Genomic DNA, 21,482 nt, shown 5'->3' with positions numbered 1-21,482 from the left:
GTGAAAAAGTGGAAAAAGAAATTTTAGAACTATTAAAAACTATTAATAATAAGCTTGATGAACATACACAAATATTAAGAGCTTTGGAACATGCAAGTGAATCTCATAAATCAGAAATAGATAAGCTTAATCATACAATTGCAAGAGTAGAAGGGGAAGTCAAAGGAATTAGAGAGGACTTAACAGCAGTAGAAATGATAACATCAAAAAACTGGAATGATATATCAAAATTGAAAGCAGTAAAATAATAAAAAAGAACATTTTATATGAAGAACATTTTATATGTTCTTTTATTTTTGTAATTTGTGGAATCATGAGAGATTCTTAAGAATCTGCCAGGAGCATAAATACTAATAATTTATGTAAATTTTTGCACATTGATAAAAAAATTCTATAATGATATAATTTCATTACAATATGATAATTTATTTTGGCGGTGAAAATATGGAAAATAAAATTTTAGAGTTACTTAATCAATTAGTAGATGGTCAAAATAGAACAAATGAAAGATTAGACAGAATAGAGAAAAAGATTGATTCAGTAATAGAACAGACAGCTGATTTAACTGAGTTTAGAACTGAAGTAAAAGAGTTTAGAAATGATACAATTAATCAACTTGAAGAAATTAGAGATAATTTAAATGATGTGGAAGTAATAACAGCAAGCAATTGGAAAGACATAGCTAAGCTGAAAGCAATAAAATAAAAAAATAATCTAAAATCTTCTGATCCATTTTATATGGATCTTTTTTATTTACTTCTACTTTAAATATATGTTAATTTTTACATTTATTTAAACTTACCTGGTAATCCGTGAAATATATACCTGTAGAACTTGTAAGTTAATCCATGCTAAAATCAATTAATGTATGTTTACATATTGTTTATAAATTAAGCAGGAGGGTAAAACAAATGAAGAAGAGGGAAACAAAAAGAAATTTTGCCATGTTCCTAACATTTACTTTACTATTTAGTATATTAGGAATAATCAATCCTAGCACTCTAAAAGCTAAGGCAGCAGAAGCTATTCCAGAAGTTTCAATGGCTTCACTGGATCATACTCCTTTTGTTGAAGGAGACAAGAATGCCTTTTATGTATCTTCAAAAGGATACAGTGGAAAGGTGCAGTATCAATTGTTCTATACATGTAAGACAACCATGGGAAGCAATTGGGAACTGGTTAAAAATAATGATTTAGTTAATGGATGGACAAGTCCTGTAGAAGCAAAGGATTCAACTAAGATAGATATTACAAGCTTGAATCTTAAAGGGGACAGTTACAGATTTGCCATAAGAGTTAAAAGAGTTGGAGTTAAGGGTAAATTCAGCAACAGCTATGGAGATTACGACAGTGCATTTCCGTTTGCAATAAACGTTGTTAAAAGCTCAAACTTAAACTTAAATGGAAACATGTTAATAGACAAGACAACCTTTACTTCATCAGAAACCCTAAAGATAAATGGGGTAGAGGGTGCAGCAGAAGGTACACAGTACAAATTACATATATATGATGTAAACAATAACAGATGGATTAAAGATCTAACACCTTACGGAGACACTATAAGCTATGATTTAAACAAGCTTACTCCAGGAGCTTATGTAGTAGACATTTGGGCAAAGGGAAAAGACAGCACTGCTCAATATGAAGGCTGGAAACTTAAAACTATATATATTAAGGAAGAAATAATACCTGAAGTTGGTATAGTATCTCTAGATCACACACCTTACAGGGAGGGGGACAGTAATCAATTTTTTGTAGCTTCAAAAAATTATACTGGCCAAGTTCAATATCAATTATTCTATACTTGCCAAACCACTATGGGAAGTAATTGGCAGCTTATAAATAATGAAAACATGGTAGATGGATGGACTCAGCCCTCAGATGCCAGTGAATTAGTTAAAGTTGACATTACTAACCTAAACCTTAAAGCTGATTACTATAGATTTGCTATAAGAGTTAGAAGAGTTGGAGTAAAGGGAAAATTCAGCAATTCTTATGGAGACTATGATAATGCTCTTCCTTTTGTAATCAATGTGGTTAAAGACAGCTCTCTAAACTTCAATGGAAATATGCTTACAGAAAAAGATGAATACTTTAAAAATGACCAATTAATAGTAAAGGGAGTAGAGGGTGCAGATTCTAATGTGCAATACAAACTACACCTTTATGATATAGTGAATAATAAGTGGATAAAGGATTTAACACCTTATTCTAAGGATATAAATTATGATTTAACTAATATACCAGCAGGTACTTATGTGGTAGACATATGGGGAAAAACAACTGATTCTAAAAATACCTATGATGGATGGAAGCTAAAGGTAATAAACATAAATTCAGAGGTTAAAAAGGTTACAGCTGTTGATGATACCAAGGTTTCAATTTTCAAAAACTCCAGTTATTCTCTTCCACAAACTGTTTTAGCAACCTTTGAAGATGGAACTAAAGCAAATAAATATGTAACTTGGAATGGAACAGCCAGCACAGTAAAGGTTGGAGTATTCAACTTTGAAGGTACTGTACTAGGATATGAAAATAAGGCTAAACTTACCTTAACTGTAGAAGAAAACAAGGGAAATTCTGCAGGAAACATTAACAATGCTGGACTTGTAGCTTACAAAGATGGTTTTGTATATTTTTGTAACCATGAAGATGAGGGGAAAATATACAAAGAAAGACTAGATGGTACAGAGAGAACAAAAGTAAGTGATGATGTAGGATTATATCTTAATGTACTAGGTGATTGGATTTACTATGGAAACTATTCAGAAAATGGAGAACTTTACAGAGTAAAAATAGATGGAACAGAAAGAACTAAGCTTTCTGACGATATAGCAGAATTTATAATGGTGGAAAACAACTATATATACTATTCTAATACATCAGATGAAGGAAGGCTATATAGAATTAATGTAGATGGGACCGGTAGAACTAAACTTACCAATGATGAAGCTGCTTTCTTAGACGTAGACAATGGTGTAATCTACTATGCAAATATGGCAGATGGACAAAATATCTATAAGATAAACAGCAATGGAACAGGCAGAACTAAATTAGTAACTAACGAAGCCTCCTGGACGCAGGTAGTAGATGGCTGGATATACTATATAAATGGTTCAGACAACTACTCAATTTATAAAGTTAGAACTAATGGAGCAAACAAGACAAAATTAAATAATTCACCAACATTATTTATAAATGTAAGTGATGGCTGGATATATTACTCTAACCTAATAGAAGATGGAGTATTAGAGAGAATAAAACTAGACGGCTCTTCTAAACATACTATAAGCAGTAATGCTGCATTTTTAATTAATGCTGTAAAAAACTATATTTATTTTGAAGATGAAACGGAAGAAAGTAAATTATACAAGGTAATAGTGCAGTAGTTTCGAATTACTGCTGGTGTAAGAGAAAAGATACAACTAAATAAGTAAAATAGGAAAGAATCATCTAAATAAGATGGTTCTTTATTTATTGGTATAGAATAATAGCTAATTCTCTGATAATATTAAGCTATGAAAGGAGCTATAATTTGAAATGAGATCAGAGATAAGCAATAATCTATATTACCTTTGTAGTTTAATAGAGTTTATAGGAAGAAAAACTAAAAATAAACGTAATTATATAGTAAATCATTTAGGAAAAGAGGTTATTAGCCATATATTAGAATATGCTGATGTATTCCATAGTGAGCAAATAGAGGCTGTAGCTGATAGTTTTATAGAGGATTATAAAATAGAAGAAGGATCTTTCGATAATGTAAGCAGTTGCAGATACAACGTGCCAGATTATTGGGGTATTGGAGGAGTATACCAAAGGCTAATTGAAAATGTAAACAAAACAGATATAGTTACAACATTGATAGAGGTTTACAACTCTTGGCTAAGTGAATATATAGATGACTACAATATAGCAGTTTATTACATGTCACCTCAATATTTAAAAGCTTGTTATGAAGAGGGAGAGATTTTAGAGTAGTTTTTGTAAGTATAGGAGATAAATTAATGAAAGACCTAAAAGCAATGGTTGGTTTTAGAAATATTGCTGTACATAATTATCAAGCAATAAACTTAAAAGTAGTTGAAGAAGTTATTGAAAAACATATAAAGAGTCTGTAGAAGTTTATAATAAAAGTGTAATGTTGTAAGAGTGTAATATGAGATATATAAAGGTTTTTGGCCGACTTTTTATCAACATTACACTTTAAAAATTTATGTAGTTTTATAACCTTAATTTTTATCCATTAAAAAATCTAAATCCAAATTTAACTCTTTTAACTTTTTCATATCTAAAGCAGCTGCTCTGAAGGTTTTATACTGATTAATATATCCAGAGGAAATTTTAAAGCTGATAGGCTTATTTACACTTATACAGTAGTCTGTTTTTCCCAGCTGTTTTTTAAAGCTGCTTAGGGGGAGTATTTCATGCTCAATGGAATGATCCTTACAGTATTTTAAAAACTTATCATAGAAGGATAAATAATTTAACTTTAGAAATTCATTACCCTCCTTATCAATACCTAGAGAATAATCGTAGTCAGCTCTTATAATGTAGTTAATTGCCATTCTATTTATAGTTTCTAGAGTATAATCAATAACACTTTTACTTCCAGTGTTCTCATCTAAAAGATCACTTTTAGCATTTTCTATTATAGCATTCCTTATTTCTTTAAAGCTGTGTCCAACGGATTCTTCAAAATCCAATCCCCGCAATTTAAATAGAGCCTTTATTGTGGATATGCCGAAGCAGGCATTTATTATGGAGTTTTTAACTCTGCTATTCTTAATAATATTAGAATTTAATTTTTCTTCTAGATTAAAATAGGCATCCATTAGGTGCTTACTGTCCATTTTCATTCCTAGAGCCAGAAGGCTTCTTCCTAGTTTTTTTAATAACTTTTTATTTCTTTTTAAATTTTTTAGGTGATTTTCTCTTGCTGCATTGTGAAAATTAGGGGAAAAGGTTACCCTAAGACTCCTTTCTATGTTGGCAGTTTCCGTAATTCCTCCTTCGCCGCAGAGTATTAGAGAAGCTTGCACTTTAAATTCTTTGTTCTTCTTTAGAGAGGATACTCCTTTTATTACAGTGTGATTGTCATAAGAGTTTCTCATTATGTTGGATATAGCTGATATTCTACTTTGACCTATTTTACTTGGCTTGTACTCATCAATTATAAGAGGGACAAAATTAGAACTACTGGCAGCTCTGTTTAATCCAAAGGAGGTACATTCACTGGCATTCATAGGACTTTGAAGCATTGAGAATATAGGCATAATAATATTTTCAATGGTTTCAGACTTTCCACTGCCGCTCTGTCCCTCTATTATAAGATGACCATACTTTATACCATTGTCCATAAGCTTACCTTTTAAAAAGGTCCCGCCTATATAACCCATTATTGTAGAAGTTATATTTAATGTATTGAAATTGAATAGGGATTTACCTATCATAACTAGTTCTTCCTTTGATATAGCAGATGCATCTAGTATATTTGTACTTAGTTCTTCATAGCTTTTCATCATAGATAATCCTTCAAAGTACTGCATATTTTTGTCTATGGCATAATCTCCAGTTACGAAGCAATCCACTCCATTAATTTTATGAAAACCTATAGCTTGTACTCCCTTTGCCTGTTTATAAGGTTTGCTGGACATTATAGATTTTATGTATTGAAGTTGTTCTACAGTGCCAGCAAAGCAGAGTTTCAAATTGTTTAACGCCTTTCTAAAGCTTAAAACATCAGAAAATATGTTTAAATTTAAAGTTCTATAAAAGGTGGATCCATCCATACATTTTATCTCTACAGCTATTTCACTTTCAGAGTTTCCCTCTACAACATATAGAGGGTTTATTATAAAGTTAGATAGGGGCACAATATCTTTTTTTATTAGCCTGCAGTAGGTATTATTATATTCAAATATATTACCTAAGTAATTTGCGGTATTTTCAGGGACACTTCTAGCTTCTTCGTACTGAAGAGGTATGTGATATTTTGAGGATAGGTATTCCACTTGCTTTTCAAAGTCAGTTATATTTTCACGGAGGGCTACTGCATCGAATATATTGCCTCCTTTTCCGCACTTAGGGCATGTCCAATAATTATTTTCTTTTGAAGGCAAAAGCATTGCAGTAGGCTTAGTCTCTGAAGTATGATGGTCCTTATTAAAACAGTAAAATTTTTTATTAGGAGTTATAATACTCTCTTCACTTATATAATTTACAAGCTGAGCTTTTAGTTTTTCCATAGTTTCCACACTTAAAATTTGTTGATTCATTTATTTTCTCCCCTTTGTGTATTTTTCTAAAGGAGAGATATGCAGTTAGAGGAGAAAGTGGAAAATAAATTTTGGAAAACTATAATTAAATATTTAAAAATTAGTTAGTGTAATTTAATATGGCTGAATTGAGAAATACATTAGTCTATGATTATTTAAAAATTGATAGAGAAATAGTATATGAAATTATATTAGATAATTTAAAAGATATAGAAAAATTTATTAAAGTAATAGTTGAGTATATCTAAAATGTAATGTAGAAAATTTAACTCACAAATCCCAGTAGTATCAATACATTACAACATTACAAAAAAACAAATTTGGATAAAAATTCAATATTCGTATTTACATCGAACGTATGTTCTTATATAATTATTACACAAGAACATTTGTTTGGAGGTGTAGTTAGTATGGATATTGAAACACTAGTTAAAAAAGCGAAGTCAAATGATGAAGAAGCTCTAAATGAGCTAATTAGAATGTTTACACCTTTTATACTAAAGCTTACAAATAGTATATATATTAAGGGTTATGATAGAGATGATTTAATTCAAATGGGACATATTACTATAGTTAGAGCAGTAAAAAGCTATAGATTAGAGTGCAACAGGTTTGTAGCCTATGTTACAAACGCTATTAAGAACAATTACTATTATGAAATCAGAAAGGTCAGTAAAGGTAATTTTGATACAAGCTATGAAAAGATGTTGGAAGAAGGGGAATATATTAGTTTAGCAGCATCAGATATGAGTATTGAGGACAGTGTATTGCAAAGTGAAGAATATAAAAATTTAAAGCTTGCACTAGAAAAGCTTTCAGAAGAGGATAGGGAAATCATTATACATTCATATTGGAAAGGACATGGCGGGCTGAAAAGATATAGTGAAATAACGGGAATAAAATATGTAACATTACATAAAAGGAAAAAGGCAATATTGAAGAAGCTTAGAGGAGAGATGGGAGGAAGTAGCCAGTAGCCAGTGACCAGTAGCCAGTAACCAGTGACCAGTAACCAGTAATCAATCCCCTAGTAATTACTAAGCAGTGATCACTAGCACCTGGTTACTGGTAACTGGTTACTAATTTACCCAAACAGAGTTTTAACTTCATTTTCGTAGCCGTATTTTCTTAAAAATTCTATAATTGAAACTTCAAAGATTTCTCTTTGGCTTATATTTTTTTCTTTACTAAATTCTTTAACAAGCTCTGCTAAGTTGTGAGACATACATAGAGATTTTGTAATTGTAATTCCTCCAACTACATAGCGGGGGATAGTACTACCATCATTTATAGATAAAATTTCTGCTAACTTTTCTTTGTTTCTCTCTAGCATTTCCAGCATAGGAAGAAGCTTTTCAATTCTCTCATTCTTAGAAACACCTTCAAAATGGGAAGGAGAAGTATCTTCTGCTAGAGAAGTCATGTTTACTGACAGCACATCTTCTATATCACAGCCGTACCTATTTTCTTGAGAATTTTCTGAATCCATAACATATGGTTTTTGTTCACCTTTTAGAAGGACATAGTTTTGCACTTCCGTTGACCATATATAACCCTTGTCTTTCATGTACATAGCCATAGTTCTATGATCCTTCATTCCTACTTTTTTGGCTATTTCTCTAGGATCTAGTCCTGATTCAAATAGAGAAATTATTTTGTCTACCTTTGATGTAGTTGATGGCATTTCAAATCTTGGTGTTTCAGAAGGCTTTAATACATAATTTTGTTTTAGGTTATCCCAGGCATAGCCTCGTCTTCTCATATACATATCTAGTGTTCTATAACTTTTATGATTAAACTCTTCTGCTAGTTCATCTCTAGTTTTGCCTAGAAATAGGCTTTTTAATATGTACTTTTCATCATAATCAGATTTTATATTGGCTGCCATTTCATCTCTAGCCATCTTATCATATTCAGAATAATAGTTTTCAAAATTGTCTTTGTTCATGAAATTCACTTCCTTTGTTAGTAGTTTCATATTATAATACGTTGATAGATTTATCTAGTTCTTCCATATTTGCATGAGTGTATATTGAAGTAACCTTTAAATTAGAGTGTCCTAGGAGTTTTTGTACATAAACTATGTTAACTCCATTTTTTATTAGATTAGAAGCAAAGCTGTGGCGCAGAATGTGTGCCGTTACATGCTTTTTCCAGCCTAGCCTTTTTACTGTATCTCTAAGTACAGTATTTACATAAGGTGCACTTAATTTTCCAGATTTTTTAGTGGCGAAAAAGTATTCACTGCTAATCTCTAGTCTATAATTGTTTAGATAGCTCTGAAAAAGGGGTAATAGATTTTGATTAATAGGTATATCTCTATTTTTATTACCTTTTCCACCAATTACATGGAGCACTTTAGTGTCTAGATCAATATTTTCAATTTTAAGGTTTAGACATTCATTAATTCTAAGACCTGTGTAATATAACGTTTCCACCACTAATTTTATAAGAGGGTGATCAATTTCTTCAATTAATTCTTTTACTTCTTCAGGTGATAGATATGTACGTTCCTTTTTTTGTATTTTAATTGGCTCCACAGCCATGGCAAGATTCCATTTACACATCTTGTTTTTATAGCCATAGTTCCAAAAGGAGCGTAGTGTATAGAGATTTCTGCTTCTACTTGCTGTTTGAAGATTTTTTCTCTTTAAAAAGTATAGATAATCTTCAATATCATCAACCTGCACCTCATCTAAATAAAGTGGACAATTATATTTTTCTTCTAAAAACTGCTGGAAGTTTGCTAAGTCAACTCCATAAGATCTGACCGTTTCTTTGCTTTTATCAGTCATTATTAGATATCTCTTAAACTTTTCAATTGCTTCATCTAGCAGCAAGTTAATATCCCCTTTCTTTTAGAGTATGGCTGATCCAATTTGTTGTATAGGTATCTATAAAATCTATACAGGATGTTTTTAAGGTTTCACTGTTATTATCAAATATATATTGAAGCTCTAACTGCAGGTTTTTTGAGAATTTTTCTATTGCTTTACATTGAAAATCTAAAATTTCATTATAGATCTCTATTCCCATAGCTCTTACAAAGTTTTTAGTTTTATCAGGAAGTTTTCTGTAAGTTTCGATATTGTTGTTATGTAGTTCACGAATTGACTTTGGAAGAGGCGTTATGCTTGCAGCTATTTCAGTACTTACATCATTTTCATTTTCATATATTAAAGAAATTAAGGAGACATTTAGGGCTTTAGAGATTTTTTCTAGCAAATCTGTATCCAGAGATGATTTGCTCTCAATACGAGATATAGCGGAACGACTTATTCCTAGCGAATCAGCTAAATCCTGCTGAGTCATATTAGCTTTTTTTCTAAGCTCATGAATGTTTTTCCCTATGTTCATAATTATTACCTTTCTTTCAATAATAAATAATTAATTTAATTGGTGGGCTTTTATACCTCACACTGATTATAATAGCAATACTGTTTATTTTTGTCAACAAATCAATTCTCATTTATGTAACATTTTTCTATTGGAAGTAATATTAAACTGGTAATTTACTCTATTTACTGTTCAATAAACAACTATAATAGATATTTTTATAGTCTAATGAAAATTATTTACTTTAAATGTGGTTTAAATAGTCATATAAACTTAATGTATACCTGCTATTGTACGATAATAGAAATGTAGACTATCAAAAATTAAGCATAAGAAGTAACTTTAGTAGGTTACCAACGTAGTAATATTTAGGAATATGTTATGGCATTTTGTTGAAATTATATATAAATAATAATACAATGGTACTAAAAGCCATTTAACATTAAGAAAGGAGAAAAGGGATGATTTATAAAAACTATAGAAAATTTTCAAGAATACTTGTAATACTTCTTGCTTTTGTGTTTTTATCTAACTCTTTAATAGTGCAAAAATCAATGGCATATACTGATTCTTCCGGGGATAATATAAAAGAAACAAAACAAGATGTACCAGTAGACAAAATATGGAGAATAAGATTTAACAGAGAAGTGGAAGAAAGTTCAGCAAATGTGGATAATGTAAAGATTTATGATTATGGGAATAATAGGGACATGCCTATAGACGTGTCTTTAGGTATAGATAAACACTATGTTATTGTGCAATTAAAGTCTGGTACATATAACGGGGTGCATTACGACGGAAAATATGAATACGGCAAAAAGTATAGACTTACTATAAGCAAAGATATTACTAGTAAAGCTACAATTAAGGAAAAAAAGAAAAATATGCTTTATGATTTAAAGATGGATTTTACTACAAGAATTGAAAATCCATACCCAGGTATACCTATAGAAGGTGGAACAGTTATTATGAAAGATAAGGCTTACTCTACAGCTTATCTTGAAAAAAACTCGCAACTTGCCAATGATATTATTAAAAATGGTGAGTACGAAGCATATTTTATATACTTTGAAGATGGAGAAAGAATTAAAAAACTTTTAGGTGATGAATACCATAATTCTAATTTTAAAAGAAGTGATCAGATAACTTATTATGCTGCAGATGGGTCACAACAAATTTATCAATGGAATGAAACTGCAAAAGAGTATAAGCTAGTCCCTGCTAGTATTTTTGTAGATATTGCGCCAGGAAGTAAAAACAATATAATAAACGTAAATGTAAAAAGTGTAAGAGCAGTACCAGGTGCAGTTTATTATAAGCTAAAACACAGCAATAACATAAAAAAGATAGGGGAAACTACTACATTAATTTCAAGTGAACCTCTTGAGGAAATATCTATATTATCCTCTAATGAAACAATTTTAGCTAAAGGAGTATTAAATGTCAGCAAGGATAATTCAAAATATTATAATTTAATATCAATAACTCAAACGTTAGGAACAACTGCAGGAAATTCAAATAACAATGGTTCCTTTGTGATGAATTCAGATTTAGATACTATCTACAGAAATACTGGCGATAATAAGACTATGTATAAAAAAGATTTAACAGGAAGCATAGACCACCAGATTTCTCTTGATAATGCTCAATATATTAATGCACTAGGTCAATGGGTTTATTACAGTAACTATTCTGATGGAGCTAAAATATATAAAGTTAAAAAAGATGGTACATCAAAACAAAAGGTTTGTGATGACAAGGCAACCTATATTATAGTATCTGGAAATCAGATATTTTACAGCAACCATTCAGACAAAGGCAGATTATATGTAATAAATACTGATGGTACAGGTGGAACTGTAGATTCAGCAGGAAATGTTCATGGAAGACCAGTTATGACATCTACAGGAAGCTATGATACTTCAGCTTATGATGAAGTTTCCTATATTAACCTATTAGGAGATTGGATCTATTATTCTAATGTATCGGATAGACATAAAATATATGTTGTAAATAAAGATGGTACAGCAAGAAGAAAAGTTAATGATGAGTGGGCTGATGGTGTACAAGTAGTAGGAGATTGGGTTTACTATGCTTCAGCTACAGGTGTATTAAGCAAAGTAAGAAAAGACGGTACTGGTGTAGTAGTTCCTATTAGAGGAACCACTACAGAAGTAGATAAAGGATATCACTTAAACGTAGTAGGAGATTGGGTTTACTATAGTGATGCAGAAGATGGAGGAAAACTTTATAAAATCAAAACCGACGGAAGTGGTGAAAAACACAAGCTTGCAGACTTAAAAACTGAGTATATAAATATTGTTGGAGACTGGATATATATAGTTACAGGAGGACAGTCAAGGACTTATATGCTTCCAATAGACACAGATGGAAGTGTAGCTCCAAAGCTTATTGGTAAAAATTCTCTTGATGATAAGATAGTAAAGGTTGAGAATATTAAAAAGTTTGTAGATTATGATGATGTAAGTCTTCCCATTAAAACTTTAGAAGTTAAGTACCTTCCACCAAAGGTACCAGCCCTTATGAATGATGATACTTATAAAGAGGTTACTGTAAGCTGGGATACTACTAATGTAAAGTATAAGGATGGAGTATACACTTATACAGGAACAATTTTAGGCTATGGACAGAAGATAACATTAGAATTAAATATTCCTTCTGAAATGTTAAATGATACAAATAAGATAGTTATAAATAATAATGGAGGAGCTAATGATACCTTAGAGGTTATAGGAACCCTAGAAGGTATTGCAAGCAGCAAGAAAGTAAAAGCTGGAGATATTATTTCAGTATATAAAGATATAAATTGTGTTAATCTCCTTGGTAAGGGAACTGTTGGAACAGACAGAAAGACTCTTATTTCAAAATTAAATTTAGACCCATATGGAGAGAGCATATATCTAACTGTTAAAAGAGAAGGAAAAGGAGAGAGTAAACCTACTGAAATAAATCAAATAGAAGCTCCAATTATTGACAGTGCAAATGTAGATGATGAGGATATTGCAGGTATAGGAATTGACGGAAGAGATTTTACTATAAAAAAATGGATAAATGCTAATTTCAATAGAAGGAAAAAGTATGATAGTTATAGTATAAGCTCACAGGAAATATATATACTTCCAAGTAAGACTAACCTTGATATGAGGCTTAATAAGCCGGTGGCAAGCTCAAAGAAATATAATCAGGGCTTAAGTATTACATCTTCAAAATGGACAGGCACAAAAGATATGAAAATATTTAGGGATAGTAAAGATGTATTATTTAAAGACGGTATGTATGATATATATATATCAGCAGGCTTTACTGGATTTGCAGCTCCTGACGCTGCAGGAACTAAACCTCTTGTTGAAGGTAATATATCCACAGATGCACCAGGAGTTATGACTGTAACAGGAGAAAAGCTTCCTGATCAACCTAATATACAGACTCAAAGAGTTAAGGGTAGAAGTAAAGTAAATTTGAATTTACCGCTTAAATCTGGAGAAGAAGTTTATCTAGTTCCTATAGAATATAGTGACAAATTTATTGGTTGGAAAGCTGAGGATGGAACTGAAAATCCGTTTACAGAAGATTATTTAGTTAATACAATTTCAAATGGAAGAACAGTAGAATTTATGGCTCCAGCAGGATTTGATCCTAATAATGTAAACTACAGAGATAGGGCATATAAGGTAATTATTAAAAATAGCGTAGGAGCATCTGTTCCATCTAATGGAAATATTGTAGTAGATAACAAGGCACCAGTGCTTCAGCTTGAATCCTTATTATCAGTGCCTTATGGTTCAACAATAAAATATAATAAGGTAACTAGTGTAAAAGAGAGCACTAAGGACACAATTATAGCAGCAGATTCTCAAACTACTTATCTTATGGCTGAAGATTATTTTGATGAGATATTAACCTATAGTCAAATTAATGATCTGCAGCTACTAAACAATAGATTGAAGGCGTTAGTTTCATCTAAGGATGCAGCACAAAGTACAGGAAATAGCATATCTACAAGTACTTTGAAAAGTGTATCAAAGGCTAATGCTACTTATGGCAGTGGCTTTGATGATAGAAACTATAAAATCTTTACCATAGATAAGAGTGGAAACATAAGCAATGTGGTGCCAATTACAGTTTGGAAGGATACAAGTTCCTTAGATGAAATTATCATAAAAGGAAATGAACTATTAGAGGTACTAAAAAACACAGATCCTAAGGCAGTAAGTACTACCAGCTTAGGAAATGCAATAAATACCGCTAATAGAACTCTCCAAAATGTAAACTCTACTCAAGATGCCATAGATAAAGAAGTAATTAACCTTTTAAATGTTCTAAAGACTTTAGCGCAAGAACCTCGCAAAACTTACTATAATAATTACTATACTCTATATAACTTTTATAAAGACATGAATAAAGATGAAAGAATAAAGAGTAACTTTGTGGGAACTGCTTATTTACCTAAGTCTAGCCAATTAGAAATAGCCTGGACTATAGATAGTAATCTAACAAAGGATCCAGTGGATAATCCAACTAAAATAACTTTAGATCCAAATAATCTTCCGGATTCCGACATTATTGCAAATTGTAAAGCAGACTTAAAGTTTATAGGTAATGATGAAATTAAATTAACAAGACAATATATCTTTAATCTTGCTAAGACAAACCCTAGTGATTTGAGCATTACATTAGTGGGTGAGACTGGAAAAGAAATTTACACTAATGGTGGAAGTCTCCAAATAATAGCAACATCAGTGCCTAAGAATATTGCTTATAAAGATTTAGAGTGGGATGTTAGCGATACTAAAATAGCAACAATTGACCAGTATGGATTGTTAAAAGCTAATAAGAATGGAACAGTTACTGTAACAGCAAAGGATAAGAAAACTGGAAAGACCGGAAGCTGCAATATAACTATTTCAGGACAAAGATTTATTTTGACATCTAAGCAAATGACATTGCAATCCTATATAAAAGATAATAAGGTGCTATATAAATTAACTATAAGCAATGTAAACTTTTATGATGCTGCTGCGGTAGAGATTATTAAGAGTTCTAACAATAAACCAGTGGACATTATGAATGTAACTACAAATACTAGAAATCAAATAATTGTGGATAATCTAGATATTAAGAATGAAGATAGCATTTTGGTTAAATTAAAATCTAAAGTTGAAAATTCTGGACAACTAGATGACTCTGATGTAGTAGAAGTTGTAGTGCCTAGATAGGTATTAATAAAGACTAGTAGGTATATGCCTATTAGTCTTTATTCTACTTTTAAATCTCCGATAATAAAATAGATTGTTATATAAAGGAGGAAAGAGAAGCTTATGAAAAGAAAAAAGTTTGTTGCTGCAGTACTTTTAATTGCTTTTAGCATCCTGTTATTTCCAAGTAATATAAAGGCATTAGATAATTCAAATACTTGGGAGAGTAAATATACAGACAATAGCCAAAAGGTATGGAAGGTTAAGTTTAATTATAGTATAAGCAGCAACATTGATGATAATAAAATAAAAGATTATGTATGGCTTCAAGATGTTTATAATAATAAGATAAGTGTAGATGTAAGAATAGCCTCTGATAGAAAAAGTTTGGAAGTCTCATATCCTTATTATGGATATGAGAAAAACAAAACCTATTACATAATAATCAAAGATGGACTAGAATCAGATAAAGGCAAAAAGCTTAAAAAGACAATAAAAATACCCTTTGAGGTAAGCGATTTTATTGTGTTTAAAGATAAAAATTTAGAAAATGAAATTAGAAAGGTTATTAATAAACCAAAAGGTGGAATCCTTAAAGAAGATGTGATCAATGTACAAAGTCTTTATCTAAACAATAAAGATATAGAAAGTATAGAAGGGCTAAATTACTTTGTAAACTTAAAAAATTTATATATCAGTAATAATAGAATTGAAGATATTTCTCCTTTAAAGAACCTATACAACCTAGAAATACTAAATATGAATAGCAATAATATAAATGATATTAGTAGTTTGCAAAATTTTTATAGCCTTAGAGAATTGTATTTAAATAAAAATAAAATTCAAAATATAGATTCTATAAATAACTTTTATAATATAACTAAATTAGATTTAGGTAGTAATAAAATATCAAAAGTTAGTGCATTAAGTAATTTAACCAATCTAGTATATTTAAATTTAGAAAATAACTACATAGATGATATTTCATCATTGAAGAATCTTATTAATTTAAAAACATTATATTTAAATAAAAATGACATTACAAATTATAGTCCTGTAGCAGGATATTATGACAGCTTGCTATATAAAGATTTTACATTAAACTATCCTATGTCTTTTCAAGATAAGAATTTTGAACAAATTATAAGAAGAGAAATAAATAAACCTAGCGGTGATATTTATTATTCGGAACTTGCTAAGATTAAAGAATTAGATTTAAGCTACGCTAATATCTATTATATAACAGGAATTAAAGCCCTAACATCTCTTGAAAAGCTAACATTAACAGGAATTAAGGCTACAGATTTTAGTGAACTTAAATATCTTAAAAATTTAAAAGAGTTAAACTTGGATAAAACAGTAATTTATGAATTATCTCCTTTAGAAGAATTAAAGGAATTGCAAAAGCTGAATTTAAGTAATACTAGTATAGATGGATATGATTTAAATTATTTATCTAATCTAACAAAATTAATTGAATTAGATTTAAGTAATACTAATATATATTCTGATCTAGATAAGTTAAAGAATTTAGAATTATTATTAAAATTAAACCTTAAAGGAACTAAAATTACTGATATTAGCGGTTTAAAATACTGTATGAAGAATTTAGTATATCTTAATATAGCAGATACAAACATAACAAATTCTGTTCTTTTAAATGATACTGTTGCTACCTTCCCTAAGTTAAAAGAGTTAGATACGACTAATCTAAAACTTGATCAGGAGATAGGCTTAAATAGAAAGATAAACTTTTCAGATATAAATTTTGAGAATATTGTTAGAGATATTATTAAAAAATATGCAGGAGATATCTATGGAAGAGATGTAAAGGATATTAAAGAACTAGACTTAAAAGATAAGAACATTGTTGATTTAGGTGGAATAGAAAACTTTACAGGCTTAAAATCCTTGGATTTAAGTAATAATAAAGTAACTAATTTAAAACCTTTAGAAGTATTAACAAATCTAGAAACACTAATACTTCACCACAATAGTATTGGAGAAATTAGTTCTCTAGCTTCATTAACCAATTTGAAGAATTTAGATCTATCAGATAATAATATTAGCAATATAGGTGACTTGCAGAATTTAACAGCTCTTAGGAGACTAGATTTATCAAATAATCTAATTGAAAGAATAAATGAGTTAAGTGGACTTACAAACCTTGAATATTTAAGTCTTTATGGGAATAAAGTTGGAAATAAACAAGTTGAGGCTGGACAACCTATTTCAGCAGCTGACCTAAGCCCTTTAAGATATATGTTCAATTTAAGGGAGCTTTATCTAGGAAAGAATGAGCTTATATGGGATTATTCCTATATAGTGCCTTACTATGAGAAGTTGCAAAATAAAGATTTTACTATTGATCTAGATAAGGTTGTGGTGAACTTCTTTAAGGAAAATGAAACAACAAATGTTAATGGTGAATTAAAGGGCGCAATAAAAAATATTGTAGGCTACAAAACTGGATATGACGGAAATGTATACTATAAGGATGTAAAGAAAATTACAGATTTAGACCTTTCAGGTATAGATATAAAAAGCATAGATGGAATTGAATACTTTGTTAATTTAAATAGCCTAAAACTAAATAAGACTAATATAGAAAATTTAAGACCTTTAGGAAATCTAAATAAACTTAAAAAATTAGAATTGAATGATAATAAAATTAAAGATTTAAAGCCTTTAGAGAAGTTAACTAAGTTAAATAGCTTATGGTTAAGTAATAATTTAATCACAAATAATAGTACTACGAAAAATTTAGAGCCGCTAAAAGACCTTAAAGCTCTTACAAGTCTTAAGTTAGATGGAAATAGTGCTATTACTGATATCACTCAATTGAAAAATCTAACATCATTGACTACACTATATTTGCCTTCAAATTCTATAGATTTTTCACCTGTAAGGGAGTATTATTATAACTTAACTAATAAAAATTTTACTTTTAGCAGTGGAAATCTTGTTACAGTAGAAAAGATTGAGGACGTTTTTATAAATATAAATAGAAATGTTAAATATAGTCTGCCAAGTGCTTTAAAGGCTGAAATGAGTGACAGTACTACGAGACAATTGGAAGTTTTATGGGATGATTACACTGTAGATACCAGTACTTCAGGAACTTACACCTACTATGGAACTGTAGAAGGCTATAGTAGAAAAATAAAATTGATTTTAAATGTAATGGAAGATAAAGTTAGTTCTAGAGGAAATTCTATAGGTAACATAATGAATAAAGGAATTGCAGCAAGTGACGGAAGTTGGGTGTATTACTCAAATCTAAATGAGGGTGGAAAGCTGTATAAAGAATCCTTAAGCAGTGGACAAAATATTCAACTTACTTCTGATGAAGTATCATATATTAATGTTTATAATGGATGGATTTACTTCCTTAGCAAAGGAGATATGTATAGAATAAAAAATGATGGAAGCAGCTTAACAAGAATTACTTCAGATAACGCAAACTATATAAATATTGTTGATGGGTATATCTACTACTTTGACAGCAGTAAAGGCGGCATATGGAAAATAAGAGTAGATAGCCTAGACTATGAAGATCCTAGTAATATTAAAGCTACTGAAGTAAAGGATAGATATAGTTATCCATATAGATATGATGTTTTCACACAAATAGCTGTGGATAACAACTATGTATATTTCCAAAACCTTGAGGATGGTTTAAGCCTTTACAAAATGAGAATTGATGGAAGTGAAGCTTACTCTAAAATCAATACTGGTGAAGTTAGAAATATAAATATATATGGAGAATATTTATATTTTACAGAAGGTGGTAAGATCTACAAAATAAGAAATAATGGCAGTGATAAAACACTAATAACCAGAGAACAAGGTGATTATATTAATGTAGTTAATGGTTGGATATATTTTAGAAATAACTCCGATAGTGGTAAACTATATAAGATTAAAATTGATGGAAGCTATTTAGTTAAGCTTTCTGATGATAAAGTAAGAAACATTAATGTAGTAGAAGGTTATATCTATTATAGTAATGAAAGTAGTGGATTTAGTCTTGGGAAAATAAGAATAGATTAATAGAGCTTAGTCAACAATAAAGAGCAGCAGCCTAGTCTTAGGTACGCTGCTCTTTATTTGCTTTTTATGCATAATAATTTTAATGGATGTTTTAGATATTATATGAAAAAAATCCACTTGATTATATAATGACAGATATATGGTATAAGATGTAAAAAATATTAAGAATACTTTAATTTATAATAAAAAGAAATTTTAAATATATAATAAATATGATATACTTAATAAAGTAGAATTTAAAAGATGATGCAAATATGGCAATAATATCATTACGGAGGGAAGTATACTATGCAACAGACGGACAAAGAAAGAAAAGTTGTAGATACAGAAATTTCTATTCATCCAGATCATGAAGCAAGAGTTTCAGAGTTTCAGAAAGAATGCTTAAATGATGAAATATCATCTCTTCCACCTATTAAAGAAGGAGAGATAAATATAAGCACAGATTACATATTTGACATAGGTGACAAATATGAGGCAAGCATATTTATTAGAAATGGATTACCTAAATCTATAAATTTTGAACAAGTTCCATTATTAATAGAGAATAGTAATGGAGAGATTATAGCAAATAAAACATTTAATTTAAGAGAAGTAGGAGAAATTCCACCTCGTGCTGTGAGACCTTGGAAAATATATTTTGAAAAGGACATAGTTGAAATTAAAGATAACAAATTAAGTGAATTAAAAGTTATATTCGATACAAATATACAAGCAAGTGAAACTTTAAAATTTCAATTTGAAGATTTCCCAAAAGAAATAGAAGGGGAAAATAGAAAGAAGTATGAAAAGTTTTTAGCTGAGCTTCCGCTCTTAAGAAGGGGACAAGTTAGTATATCTACATATAATGTGTACCTAAATGAAAATGGCGGACTTTCAATAGTGCTTGTGATTAGAAATGGAAGTGAAAGTCAAATTAAATTAGAAAAACTTCCTATTACTGTTAAAGATTCAAGAGATATTGAAATTGCAAGGGGAGTATTTGAACTAAATGAAGATGGAATAGTTGTAAGTCCTAATAAAGCTAAACTATATAGCTTTGTATTTCCGAAAGAAAATATTCTTCAGGATGAATTACATCTAGATAAATGGTCTGTTATTTTTAACTAAAGGAGATGGCAAAATGAAAAAAAGATATGCATCAGTTATTTTATTCGTAGCACTATTTGCATTTACAGTTTCACTTTATGGGTGCAAATCTAAGCCAAAAGAAAATTTAAATCAAAATCAGCAAAGTAAAAATGTTACAGATATGTCTGCAAACAAAAGTAACGATAAAACTGCTAAAGAGAGTCCAGCAACTGCTAAAGATGAAAAAAAGGAAGGCAGTTTAGATAGTTCTAAGAATTCTAAAGCTGCAAATACAAGCGGAAATAATGCCCATAATCCAGTTGAAACTATTAAAAAAACAAAAAAGGATTTAAAGGGTGATAAAGTAGGTATATTTGTAAAAGATGCTACTGTAGGATCTATGGCAAAAGTTATCATAGATGATACTAAAATAGACAAAAACAAAGCGATATTTTATCAAGTTTATAGCAAAGGGAAGCCAATTTCTAAAACTTCAGAGATTAAATTAGAAACTACTATGTATCCAGTTGCAGAAGTAGGAAGTAAAGTTCAAATAAAATTATACGATAAAGATAAAAAGGAAAAGTATTCTTTAGACGTAACTGTAAAAAGCGGAGAGTAGCTTAAGTGCTTGGGAGGATTTAAAATGAAGAAGGGGACTAGAAAAGTAATTTTTAATGTAATAATTGCTATAGTAACTTTAGGTATGGTAGTAACTATATTTGCTGGAATTAAATTTCCTAAGAGTGGAAAAACCGACAAAGAAGTGGTTGTTGCTGAAGTTGCTAAAGCACCAGTTGGAGCAGTAGCAAAGGTTACATTAACTGATATAGGAAAAGAACAATATAAAGATGCAGTAAAGTTTCAGATTTATGATGGTGATAGATATATATCAGCATTAACACCTTTTGATGAGAAGATAACAATATTTCCAGCTAAAAAAGATGGAGATAAAGTTACAATAAAACTTTTTTCAAATAAAAATCAAGAATTAGATAAGGTTCAAGTTAATTTAAAAAAGCTTAAAAAGTAGTTATAATGTTTAAGGAGGGGTTTTACAATGAACAAGACAAAGAAGATTATAGGGGGGACATTAATAGCTATGTCAATTTTTGCATCTAATGCATTTGCAGAAGTTCCAAATGGTAGCGTTATTTTAGGTGATAAGTCTTATAGTCTAGACTATGTAAATGATCCTAGAAATGAGGCTGAAATTAGTGAAGCTTTTAAAGCAGCTAATTTTAAAATTTATGTTAGAATGTTTTCAGGAGAGTATGTAGATAATGCTACAAATAACCCTGTAGATGCATCAATTATTAAACCACGTACATATAAAGATGCTAATGGTGAAAAGGTTATAGACAGTGGTTCTATAAGTGAAGATCTAGAAGTAATCAGTATAGAATAAGAAAGATAAAAGAATAAGGGTCAGGTCACATTATTTTGAAGTGGCCAGGCCCTAATTTTTACTCTATGGAAATAAATTTAAGGTTAATTTAGCTATAGATTTATTAATAAGTGAAAGAAA

17 protein-coding genes are annotated in these 21,482 nt (G+C 30.0%); 13 read left to right on the top strand and 4 right to left on the bottom strand.

Annotation, left to right across the window (positions count from 1 at the left end; genetic code table 11):
* Positions 1-8 precede the first annotated feature (8 nt).
* The 5 genes from ACWW38_RS04675 to ACWW38_RS04655 all read left to right on the top strand — a co-directional run bounded on the left by ACWW38_RS04675 (position 9) and on the right by ACWW38_RS04655 (position 4,121).
* Positions 9-248, top strand: coding sequence for a hypothetical protein (locus ACWW38_RS04675; RefSeq protein WP_456259648.1), 240 nt, complete (start codon positions 9-11; stop codon positions 246-248).
* A gap of 196 nt (positions 249-444) precedes the next feature.
* The gene (locus tag ACWW38_RS04670) at positions 445-705 is read left to right on the top strand and encodes a hypothetical protein (RefSeq protein WP_456259647.1); all 261 of its coding nucleotides are present in this window, start codon (positions 445-447) and stop codon (positions 703-705) included.
* A gap of 206 nt (positions 706-911) precedes the next feature.
* Positions 912-3,389, top strand: coding sequence for a DUF5050 domain-containing protein (locus ACWW38_RS04665; protein ID WP_456259646.1), 2,478 nt, complete (start codon positions 912-914; stop codon positions 3,387-3,389).
* A gap of 151 nt (positions 3,390-3,540) precedes the next feature.
* Positions 3,541-3,981, top strand: a complete 441-nt coding sequence (locus ACWW38_RS04660; RefSeq protein WP_456259645.1) for a hypothetical protein — start codon at positions 3,541-3,543, stop codon at positions 3,979-3,981.
* A gap of 26 nt (positions 3,982-4,007) precedes the next feature.
* Positions 4,008-4,121, top strand: coding sequence for a HepT-like ribonuclease domain-containing protein (locus ACWW38_RS04655; RefSeq protein ID WP_456259644.1), 114 nt, complete (start codon positions 4,008-4,010; stop codon positions 4,119-4,121).
* A 111-nt stretch (positions 4,122-4,232) separates the two neighbouring features.
* On the opposite strand, the gene ACWW38_RS04650 is transcribed toward ACWW38_RS04655, so the two are convergent.
* On the bottom strand, positions 4,233-6,278 hold the full coding sequence (locus ACWW38_RS04650; RefSeq protein WP_456259643.1) for a hypothetical protein: 2,046 nt from the start codon (positions 6,276-6,278) through the stop codon (positions 4,233-4,235).
* A gap of 119 nt (positions 6,279-6,397) precedes the next feature.
* On the opposite strand from ACWW38_RS04650, the gene ACWW38_RS04645 reads away from it, so the two are divergent.
* Together ACWW38_RS04645 and ACWW38_RS04640 are read left to right on the top strand one after the other, a co-directional pair.
* Positions 6,398-6,526 carry a HepT-like ribonuclease domain-containing protein gene (locus tag ACWW38_RS04645; RefSeq protein WP_456259642.1) on the top strand — a complete coding sequence of 43 codons (129 nt, stop codon included), beginning with the start codon at positions 6,398-6,400 and terminating at the stop codon, positions 6,524-6,526.
* A 162-nt stretch (positions 6,527-6,688) separates the two neighbouring features.
* Positions 6,689-7,255, top strand: coding sequence for a sigma-70 family RNA polymerase sigma factor (locus ACWW38_RS04640; RefSeq protein WP_456259641.1), 567 nt, complete (start codon positions 6,689-6,691; stop codon positions 7,253-7,255).
* 107 nt (positions 7,256-7,362) lie between these two features.
* Here ACWW38_RS04640 and ACWW38_RS04635 read toward each other — a convergent pair whose 3' ends face one another.
* The 3 genes from ACWW38_RS04635 to ACWW38_RS04625 are packed head-to-tail and all read right to left on the bottom strand — an operon-like array spanning position 7,363 to position 9,635.
* Positions 7,363-8,226: a hypothetical protein gene (locus ACWW38_RS04635; RefSeq protein ID WP_456259640.1), complete on the bottom strand. Its 864-nt coding sequence runs from the start codon at positions 8,224-8,226 to the stop codon at positions 7,363-7,365.
* Positions 8,227-8,257: 31 nt separating this feature from the next.
* A complete protein-coding gene (gene xerA, locus ACWW38_RS04630) occupies positions 8,258-9,118 on the bottom strand; it encodes a site-specific tyrosine recombinase/integron integrase (RefSeq protein ID WP_456259639.1) in 861 nt (286 codons plus the stop codon).
* Between the two features lies 1 nt (position 9,119).
* Positions 9,120-9,635: a helix-turn-helix domain-containing protein gene (locus tag ACWW38_RS04625; RefSeq protein ID WP_456259638.1), complete on the bottom strand. Its 516-nt coding sequence runs from the start codon at positions 9,633-9,635 to the stop codon at positions 9,120-9,122.
* Between the two features lie 440 nt (positions 9,636-10,075).
* Between ACWW38_RS04625 and ACWW38_RS04620 the strand changes: the two genes are divergently transcribed.
* The 6 genes from ACWW38_RS04620 (at position 10,076) to ACWW38_RS04595 (ending at position 21,362) form a co-directional block, all read left to right on the top strand.
* Entirely contained in the window at positions 10,076-14,851 is a 4,776-nt protein-coding gene (locus ACWW38_RS04620; protein WP_456259637.1) for a DUF5050 domain-containing protein, read from the top strand.
* Positions 14,852-14,953: 102 nt separating this feature from the next.
* The gene (locus ACWW38_RS04615) at positions 14,954-18,883 is read left to right on the top strand and encodes a leucine-rich repeat domain-containing protein (protein WP_456259636.1); all 3,930 of its coding nucleotides are present in this window, start codon (positions 14,954-14,956) and stop codon (positions 18,881-18,883) included.
* 288 nt (positions 18,884-19,171) lie between these two features.
* Complete coding sequence (locus ACWW38_RS04610) at positions 19,172-19,993, top strand: SLAP domain-containing protein (protein WP_456259635.1); 822 nt, start codon at positions 19,172-19,174, stop codon at positions 19,991-19,993.
* Positions 19,994-20,006: 13 nt separating this feature from the next.
* A complete protein-coding gene (locus ACWW38_RS04605; RefSeq protein WP_456259634.1) occupies positions 20,007-20,576 on the top strand; it encodes a hypothetical protein in 570 nt (189 codons plus the stop codon).
* A 24-nt stretch (positions 20,577-20,600) separates the two neighbouring features.
* Positions 20,601-20,987 (top strand): hypothetical protein, encoded by a 387-nt coding sequence (locus ACWW38_RS04600; protein ID WP_456259633.1) that lies wholly within the window; start codon positions 20,601-20,603, stop codon positions 20,985-20,987.
* A 27-nt stretch (positions 20,988-21,014) separates the two neighbouring features.
* Positions 21,015-21,362, top strand: coding sequence for a hypothetical protein (locus ACWW38_RS04595; RefSeq protein WP_456259632.1), 348 nt, complete (start codon positions 21,015-21,017; stop codon positions 21,360-21,362).
* Positions 21,363-21,482 lie beyond the last annotated feature (120 nt).

This window comes from Clostridium sp. JNZ J1-5 (assembly GCF_053901425.1).
Note: the sequence above shows the minus strand (reverse complement) of the source record. Positions and strands in the feature narration are given on the sequence as shown.

Excerpts from the sequence above, each read along its gene's own strand:
- ACWW38_RS04665 (WP_456259646.1), top strand. The coding sequence starts at position 912 with ATGAAGAAGAGGGAAACAAAAAGAAATTTTGCCATGTTCCTAACATTT.
- ACWW38_RS04595 (WP_456259632.1), top strand. The coding sequence starts at position 21,015 with ATGAACAAGACAAAGAAGATTATAGGGGGGACATTAATAGCTATGTCA.
- ACWW38_RS04620 (WP_456259637.1), top strand. The coding sequence starts at position 10,076 with ATGATTTATAAAAACTATAGAAAATTTTCAAGAATACTTGTAATACTT.
- ACWW38_RS04660 (WP_456259645.1), top strand. The coding sequence starts at position 3,541 with ATGAGATCAGAGATAAGCAATAATCTATATTACCTTTGTAGTTTAATA.
- ACWW38_RS04640 (WP_456259641.1), top strand. The coding sequence starts at position 6,689 with ATGGATATTGAAACACTAGTTAAAAAAGCGAAGTCAAATGATGAAGAA.
- ACWW38_RS04645 (WP_456259642.1), top strand. The coding sequence starts at position 6,398 with ATGGCTGAATTGAGAAATACATTAGTCTATGATTATTTAAAAATTGAT.
- ACWW38_RS04625 (WP_456259638.1), bottom strand. The coding sequence starts at position 9,635 with ATGAACATAGGGAAAAACATTCATGAGCTTAGAAAAAAAGCTAATATG.
- ACWW38_RS04610 (WP_456259635.1), top strand. The coding sequence starts at position 19,172 with ATGCAACAGACGGACAAAGAAAGAAAAGTTGTAGATACAGAAATTTCT.
- ACWW38_RS04670 (WP_456259647.1), top strand. The coding sequence starts at position 445 with ATGGAAAATAAAATTTTAGAGTTACTTAATCAATTAGTAGATGGTCAA.
- ACWW38_RS04600 (WP_456259633.1), top strand. The coding sequence starts at position 20,601 with ATGAAGAAGGGGACTAGAAAAGTAATTTTTAATGTAATAATTGCTATA.
- ACWW38_RS04655 (WP_456259644.1), top strand. The coding sequence starts at position 4,008 with ATGAAAGACCTAAAAGCAATGGTTGGTTTTAGAAATATTGCTGTACAT.
- ACWW38_RS04650 (WP_456259643.1), bottom strand. The coding sequence starts at position 6,278 with ATGAATCAACAAATTTTAAGTGTGGAAACTATGGAAAAACTAAAAGCT.
- ACWW38_RS04605 (WP_456259634.1), top strand. The coding sequence starts at position 20,007 with ATGAAAAAAAGATATGCATCAGTTATTTTATTCGTAGCACTATTTGCA.
- ACWW38_RS04635 (WP_456259640.1), bottom strand. The coding sequence starts at position 8,226 with ATGAACAAAGACAATTTTGAAAACTATTATTCTGAATATGATAAGATG.
- ACWW38_RS04615 (WP_456259636.1), top strand. The coding sequence starts at position 14,954 with ATGAAAAGAAAAAAGTTTGTTGCTGCAGTACTTTTAATTGCTTTTAGC.